This is a genomic window from Kitasatospora sp. MY 5-36 (genome assembly GCF_001182915.1).
Taxonomy (GTDB): Bacteria; Actinomycetota; Actinomycetes; order Streptomycetales; family Streptomycetaceae; genus Kitasatospora.
The window spans coordinates 1-6,777 of the sequence record NZ_LFVW01000619.1 but is presented as its reverse complement, the minus strand read 5'-3'; the positions used below and the strand labels follow the sequence as shown (position 1 = coordinate 6,777).

Sequence of the window (6,777 nt, the reverse complement as noted above, 5' to 3'; positions counted from 1 at the left end):
CCCCCGCCGCAGCAGGCCCAGCACGGCCACGCCCCGGCCGGTCAGCCGCCGCACGGCCACGCCCCGGCGGGACAACCGCCGCACGGCCAACCGCCGTTCGGCCAGCAGCCGCTCGGGCAGTCCCCGCTCGGCCAGCCGCCGGCGGCCCAGCAGGCCGTCGCCCCGCCCGTCCCCCAGCAGCCGCAGGCCCCGGCGCACCAGCACACCTACGGCTACCCGCCGCCGGAGGGCGCGTTCCCCGACACCTCGGTGCGCGAGGACTCCGGCCCGGTGTACGCCCAGCCGACCGGCCCCGGCCCGAACAGCCGCGGCGGCGACTTCGGCACCTCGTTCAACCTGGCCCCGCCCGTCCCCCAGCAGCCCCAGGAGACCGCCCCGGCCGAGCCGGTGCGGACCAACTGGATCGCCGTGGTCTCGGCCGACCGGGACTACTTCACCGACATGATGGCCCGCAGCGGCCCCGAGGCGGCCGGCCTGTTCTTCCCGCCGTACTGCCCCGAGCGCCGGATCCCGCTGACCGGCCGCGGCCAGCTGCGGATCGGGCGGCGCAGCCAGCACCGCGGCACGGTGCCGGAGATCGACCTGTCCGTCCCGCCGGAGGACCCGGGCGCCTCGCACCAGCACGCGCTGCTCGCCGAACAGGCGGACGGCAGCTGGGTCCTGGTGGACCAGGACTCGACCAACGGCACCACCATGAACGGCGGCGCGGAGCCCGTCCCGCCGCACACCGCGGTACCGCTGAACGACGGCGACCGGATCCACATCGGCGCCTGGACCACCATCACCGTGCACCGCGGCTGACCGGCCGTCGGTCGGAGGGGATTCTCCGACTGAAAACCCGTCAAATCGTTACCTGACCACACGTCGGTGACAACTCCGGCCGGGCCGGGCGGAATTCGACATCCGCCCGGCCCGGATTTGTTTGGGCCATCCTCAAAATATCCGCAAATTCGCCGCCGCGGGCGTGCGCCGGAGCCTTCCCTGCCCCTAGGCTCAGGCCACATGACTGCTGCTATATCCGCTGACGGCATCCGCCAGCGGTACGGGGATGTGCAGGCCGTCGACGGGGTGTCGTTCACCGTCGAGGCCGGCGAGTTCTACGGGATCCTGGGCCCGAACGGCGCCGGGAAGACCACCACGATGGAGATCCTGGAGGGCGTCCGGAAACCGGACGAGGGCCGGGTCGAGCTGCTGGGCATGGCGCCCTGGCCGCGAAATCCGAAACTGCTGCCGCGAATCGGCGTGCAGTTCCAGGCCTCCGCTTTCTTCCGGAAACTGACGGCCCGGGAGACCATCCGCACCTTCGCGTCGTTCTACGGGGTCGGCCCCAAGCGGGCCGACGCGATGCTGGAGCGGGTCGGCCTCTCGGACAAGGCCGAGACCCTGACCGACCAGATGTCCGGCGGCCAGGCCCAGCGCCTGTCGATCGCCTGCGCGCTGGCCCACGACCCGGAGCTCGTCTTCCTGGACGAGCCCACCACCGGGCTGGACCCGCAGGCCCGGCGCAACCTCTGGGACCTCCTGCGGGACATCAACGCCGAGGGCCGCACGGTCGTGCTGACCACGCACTACCTGGACGAGGCCGAGGTGCTCTGCGACCGGGTCTCGATCATGGACCACGGCAAGATCCTGCACACCGGCGCCCCGGCGGCGCTGATCCGCGAGATCGACGACACCGTCCGGATCAGCGTGGCCTCCGGCCAGCTCCCGCTCGAGCGCGCCCGGGAGCTGCTGACCGCGGCCGGCGCGGAGATCGCCACCCTGGAGGACGACAGCGTCTCGCTCTCCGTCTCCACCCGCCTCCCGGCTCCGGTGCTCAGCGTCCTCGCCGAGCAGAACGCGCTGCGCGGCCTGGAAGTGCGCGGCGCCACCCTGGAGGACGTCTTCCTCCAGCTGACCGGACGGGAGTTCCGCGCATGACCGCCACCACCCCCACCGAGCCGCAGGCCCCCGCCCGGCGCGGCGGCCCGGCCGCCGGCGAGCGGGAGCGGGTCAGCGCGTTCTGGAGCCTGTCCCGCGCCATGCTGCTCGGGATGAAGCGCGACCGCACCGCGGCCTTCTTCATCCTGCTGTTCCCGCTGGTGTTCCTGGTCTTCTTCGGCTCCGTGACCAAGGGCTCCGGCAGCCCGCACGCCAAGGTGGCGCAGGTCGGCGCGGTGAAGCTGTTCGACTCGATCCAGGGCGAGGACCGGGCCGGGCTGGACAAGGTCCTCACCATCACGAAGACCGACGACGAGGCCGGCACGCTGGAGAAGGTCCGCAAGGGCGACTACGACGCGCTGATCAAGCAGGGCCCGAACGGCACGGTCGAGCTGCGCTACACCGCCGCCGACCAGGTCCGGGCCGGCGCGCTCCAGGGCATCCTCAACTCGGTGGTCCAGAGCGCCAACCAGGCCGCCACCGGGCAGAAGCCGGCCTTCGTGCTGGACTCCCAGCAGGTCGAGGACAAGTCGCTCAAGCCGATCCAGTTCCTCACCCCCGGCCTGCTCGGCTGGGCCGTCGCCACCGGCGCGGTGTTCGGCGCCGCGCTGACCCTGGTCAACTGGCGCAAGACCAAGGTGCTGCGCCGGCTGCGGCTGGCCCCGCTCAGCGCCGGAACCGTGATCAGCTCCCGGATCCTGGTCTCGCTGCTGACCGCGTTCCTGCAGACCGCCGTCTTCCTGGTGGTCGCGACCGGCTTCTTCGGGCTGAAACTCACCGGCAACTGGTGGCTGGTCATCCCGCTGGTGGCCTGCGCGACGCTCGCCTTCATGTCGATCGGCCTGCTGGCCGGCTCGGTCGCCAAGACCGAGGAGGCGGCCAACGGCATCTCGCAGATCATCGTGCTGCCGATGTCCTTCCTGTCCGGCTCGTTCTTCCCGCTGGACGGCGCCCCGGAGTGGCTGAAGGCCGTCTCCAAGGTCATGCCGCTGCACTACCTGGTCGAATCCGCCCAGTCGGTGCTCACCCGCGGCGGCGGCGTCATGGACGCCGTGCCGACCATGGGCGGCCTGCTGCTCTTCGCGGCCGTGCTGACCGGCATCTCCTGGAAGCTGTTCCGCTGGGAGGACTGACCGTCCGGCGCTGATCTGCTACGCCGACGTCCGCGCCGACGTCCGCCGGTCCCCTCCCGACGGGGTCGTACGCCTTTGGTCCCGGTGTACGACCCCGTCGGCGTCTGCGACCATGGTCGGGTGAGAGAGATCCGGCGAGGCACGTTGAGCGAGGAGACCTTCTACGACCAGGTCGGCGGTGAGCCGACCTTCCGGCGGCTGGCCCACCGGTTCTACGAAGGCATCGCCGAGGACGAGTTGCTGCGGCCGATGTACCCCGAGGAGGACCTCGGGCCCGCCGAGGAGCGGATGGCCCTCTTCCTGATGCAGTACTGGGGCGGCCCGCGCACCTACAGCGAGCGGCGCGGCCACCCGCGGCTGCGGATGCGGCACGCGCCGTTCAAGGTCGACAAGGCCGCGCACGACGCCTGGCTCACCCACATGCGGGCGGCCGTCGCGGACCTGGAGCTGCCGGCCGAGCACGAGCAGCAGCTGCTCGAGTACCTGGTCTACGCCGCCGCCTCGATGATCAACACCCCGGGCTGAGCCCGGAGCGCTCCTCGGCGGAGCGGGCCGGGCCCCGGACCGCCGTTACCGGAGCGGGCTGAGGCCCAGCCCCGCGCCCGGCGCGGCCGCGGTCCGCACCACCACCGAGCCCACCGGGGAGCTCAACCGCAGCCAGCCGCCCGCCCGGTGCACCGAGAGCGGCGCCTCGGGGCTCAGGAAGCCGATCCGGTACGAGGCGTGGACGGCGCGCAGCGGCAGCTCCGGCAGTACCGAGACCGGACGGGACCACACCTCGTCCGCCAGCCGGTCCAGCACCGCGCGGGTGCGGTGGTGCTCCGGGACGGCCTCGCTGCGCTCGCGGAACTCCCCGACCGCCGCCATCAGTTCGCGGCACACCTCGGCCGCCGGCGGAGTGCCGACCGGGCGCCAGCCGGTGCGCGGCGGCAGCAGCCCGGCCCAGGCCGGACCGGTCACCGGCGCGGGCAGCGCGACGGCGCCCGAAGCTGCGTCCACGCCGTCCAGCAGCTGGCCCGCGGAGACGGTCAGGTCCACCGGCTCGTCCAGACCGTCCAGCCGGGCCGTGCGGATCGCCAGCACGCCCGAGTCGCCCAGCGGCAGCCGTCCGAAGACCGCCAGCACGCCGTCCCCCTCGCCCGGGCCCACCGCCTGGATCCGGACGGCCGCCGCCCGGTCGAAGCGCAGCAGGCGCAGCAGGAAGGCGGAGAGGTCGGCGGCCTCCCCGGTGTCGGTCAGGGCGAGACGGGCGGTGATGGTCACAGTGGTTCAGCTCGAATCGTCGGGTGCGGTCAGACGGCGGCGACTACCGGCTCTTCGTCCATGAAGCGGCCGAGGAACTCCCGCTCCACCGGCGAGATCCGGCGCGGCCGGCCCTCGGCCAGGTCGTAGGGGACGACCACGGTGGACGCCCGGACGTACACGATGTCGCCGCCGTCCTCGGCGACGTCCTTGATCTCGTACGAGACGGTCAGCGAGGCGCCGCCGATCTTCGTCACCCAGGTCTCGATGGTGACCGGCTCGGGCCGGTGCACCAGCGGACGCTTGTAGTCGATCTCGTGGCGGGCCACCACCGAGCCGCCCGCGAACTCCCCGGCACCGGCCGCGGCGGCCTGGGTGAACATGAAGTCGATCCGGGCCTCCTCCAGGTAGCGCAGGAAGACCACGTTGTTGACGTGCCCGAAGGCGTCCATGTCGGACCAGCGCAGCGGGCAGGCGTAGATGTGGCGAGCCACGGGAGTTCTCCTCGGTGTCCGGTCGCCCGCCGCCGTCCACCGCCGGGGCGGCGGTCGGTCGGCGACGGGCCGCGGCCCGGCAGGCCGCCCCGGAGGGCAGTCTGCCGGGCCGTTGTGACGGCTGGGTGTCAGCCTCGGGTCAGCTTCTTGTACGTGGCCCGGTGCGGACGGGCGGCGTCGGCGCCGAGCCGCTCGATCTTGTTCTTCTCGTACGACTCGAAGTTGCCCTCGAACCAGAACCACTTGCTCTCGCCCTCGTAGGCGAGGATGTGGGTGGCCACCCGGTCCAGGAACCAGCGGTCGTGGGAGATGACCACGGCGCAGCCGGGGAACTCCAGCAGGGCGTTCTCCAGCGAGGAGAGCGTCTCGACGTCGAGGTCGTTGGTGGGCTCGTCGAGGAGCAGCAGGTTGCCGCCCTGCTTGAGGGTCAGCGCCAGGTTCAGGCGGTTGCGCTCACCACCGGAGAGCACGCCGGCCGGCTTCTGCTGGTCCGGGCCCTTGAAGCCGAAGGCCGACACGTAGGCGCGGGACGGCATCTCGACCTGGCCGACGTTGATCCAGTCCAGACCGTCGGAGACGACCTCCCAGAGGGTCTTCTTCGGGTCGATGTTGGCGCGGGTCTGGTCGACGTAGCTGATCTTGACCGTCTCGCCGACCTTGACCGTGCCGCTGTCCGGGGTCTCCAGGTCCTGGAGCATCTTGAACAGGGTGGTCTTGCCGGCGCCGTTCGGGCCGATGATGCCGACGATGCCGTTGCGCGGCAGGGTGAAGCTCAGGTCGTCGATCAGGACCTTCTCACCGAAGGCCTTGTTGAGGTTCTCGACCTCGATGACGATGCTGCCCAGGCGCGGGCCCGGCGGGATCTGGATCTCCTCGAAGTCCAGCTTCCGCATCTTGTCCGCCTCGGCCGCCATCTCCTCGTAGCGGGCCAGACGGGCCTTGGACTTCGCCTGGCGGCCCTTGGCGTTGGAGCGGACCCACTCCAGCTCCTCCTTGAGGCGCTTGGCGCGCTTGGCGTCCTTCTGCCCCTCGACCTTCAGGCGGGACTGCTTGGACTCCAGGTAGGTGGAGTAGTTGCCCTCGTAGCCGATCGCGCGGCCGCGGTCGAGCTCCAGGATCCAGCCGGCCACGTTGTCCAGGAAGTACCGGTCGTGGGTGACGGCGACGACGGTGCCGGGGTACTTGGCCAGGTGCTGCTCCAGCCAGTTCACCGACTCGGCGTCCAGGTGGTTGGTGGGCTCGTCGAGCAGCAGCAGGTCGGGGGACTCCAGCAGCAGCTTGCAGAGCGCCACGCGGCGCTTCTCGCCACCGGAGAGCTTGGTGACCGGCCAGTCGCCGGGCGGGCAGCCCAGGGCGTCCATGGCCTGCTCCAGCTGGGCCTCCAGGTCCCACGCGTTGGCGTGGTCCAGCTCCTCCTGGAGCTTGCCCATCTCGTCCAGCAGGGCGTCCGAGTAGTCGGTCGCCATCAGCTCGGCGATCTCGTTGAAGCGGTCGAGCTTCCCCTTGATCTCCTTGACGCCGTCCTCGACGTTCTCCAGGACGGTCTTGGTCTCGTCCAGCGGCGGCTCCTGGAGCAGCATGCCGACGGTGAAACCGGGCGAGAGGAAGGCGTCGCCGTTGGAGGGGTGCTCCAGGCCGGCCATCATCTTCAGCACGGTGGACTTACCGGCGCCGTTGGGGCCCACGACGCCGATCTTCGCTCCGGGGAGGAAGCTGAGCGTCACGTCGTCAAGGATGACCTTGTCTCCGTGAGCCTTGCGCACCTTGCGCATCGTGTAGATGTATTCCGCCACGTGAGATCGCTCCGGCGTCGTCGGGAGTATTCGGCTTGCAGCCTTCCATTGTGCCGCACCCGGCCCTGAGGCCCGAATCGCCTGGATGACCCCACCGGGGTATCCGGAAGCGCTCCCGCCCGCCCCGGCCCCGCCGCCCGGACCGCGGCCGCCCGGCGCCCCCGCTCCCGCCCTCCCGGCCGCCTCTCCGCGGCC

General features: G+C 71.5%; 7 protein-coding genes. 4 read left to right on the top strand and 3 right to left on the bottom strand.

Features of this window, described 5'->3' with window-relative positions; translation table 11 throughout:
- From AE652_RS49330 to AE652_RS31830, 4 genes are all read left to right on the top strand, one after another.
- On the top strand, window positions 1-801 hold an 801-nt coding region (locus AE652_RS49330; RefSeq protein WP_053112371.1), incomplete at its 5' end, for an FHA domain-containing protein.
- Between the two features lie 201 nt (window positions 802-1,002).
- On the top strand, window positions 1,003-1,920 hold the full coding sequence (locus tag AE652_RS31840) for an ABC transporter ATP-binding protein (protein ID WP_049657872.1): 918 nt from the start codon (window positions 1,003-1,005) through the stop codon (window positions 1,918-1,920).
- Complete coding sequence (locus tag AE652_RS31835; protein ID WP_079272765.1) at window positions 1,917-3,053, top strand: ABC transporter permease; 1,137 nt, start codon at window positions 1,917-1,919, stop codon at window positions 3,051-3,053. The genes AE652_RS31840 and AE652_RS31835 overlap by 4 nt, the downstream gene beginning before the upstream one ends.
- A gap of 120 nt (window positions 3,054-3,173) precedes the next feature.
- The gene (locus AE652_RS31830; RefSeq protein WP_049657871.1) at window positions 3,174-3,578 is read left to right on the top strand and encodes a globin; all 405 of its coding nucleotides are present in this window, start codon (window positions 3,174-3,176) and stop codon (window positions 3,576-3,578) included.
- 45 nt (window positions 3,579-3,623) lie between these two features.
- Here AE652_RS31830 and AE652_RS31825 read toward each other — a convergent pair whose 3' ends face one another.
- From AE652_RS31825 to ettA, 3 genes are all read right to left on the bottom strand, one after another.
- Window positions 3,624-4,316 (bottom strand): hypothetical protein, encoded by a 693-nt coding sequence (locus AE652_RS31825; protein ID WP_049657869.1) that lies wholly within the window; start codon window positions 4,314-4,316, stop codon window positions 3,624-3,626.
- 29 nt (window positions 4,317-4,345) lie between these two features.
- The gene (locus AE652_RS31820; RefSeq protein ID WP_049657866.1) at window positions 4,346-4,789 is read right to left on the bottom strand and encodes a thioesterase family protein; all 444 of its coding nucleotides are present in this window, start codon (window positions 4,787-4,789) and stop codon (window positions 4,346-4,348) included.
- 128 nt (window positions 4,790-4,917) lie between these two features.
- Window positions 4,918-6,582, bottom strand: a complete 1,665-nt coding sequence (gene ettA / locus AE652_RS31815; RefSeq protein WP_049657863.1) for an energy-dependent translational throttle protein EttA — start codon at window positions 6,580-6,582, stop codon at window positions 4,918-4,920.
- Between the last annotated feature and the right edge of the window lie 195 nt (window positions 6,583-6,777).

Bases quoted from the DNA above. Each gene is read 5' to 3' on its own strand.
- AE652_RS31840 (WP_049657872.1), top strand. From the start codon at position 1,003: ATGACTGCTGCTATATCCGCTGACGGCATCCGCCAGCGGTACGGGGAT.
- AE652_RS31835 (WP_079272765.1), top strand. From the start codon at position 1,917: ATGACCGCCACCACCCCCACCGAGCCGCAGGCCCCCGCCCGGCGCGGC.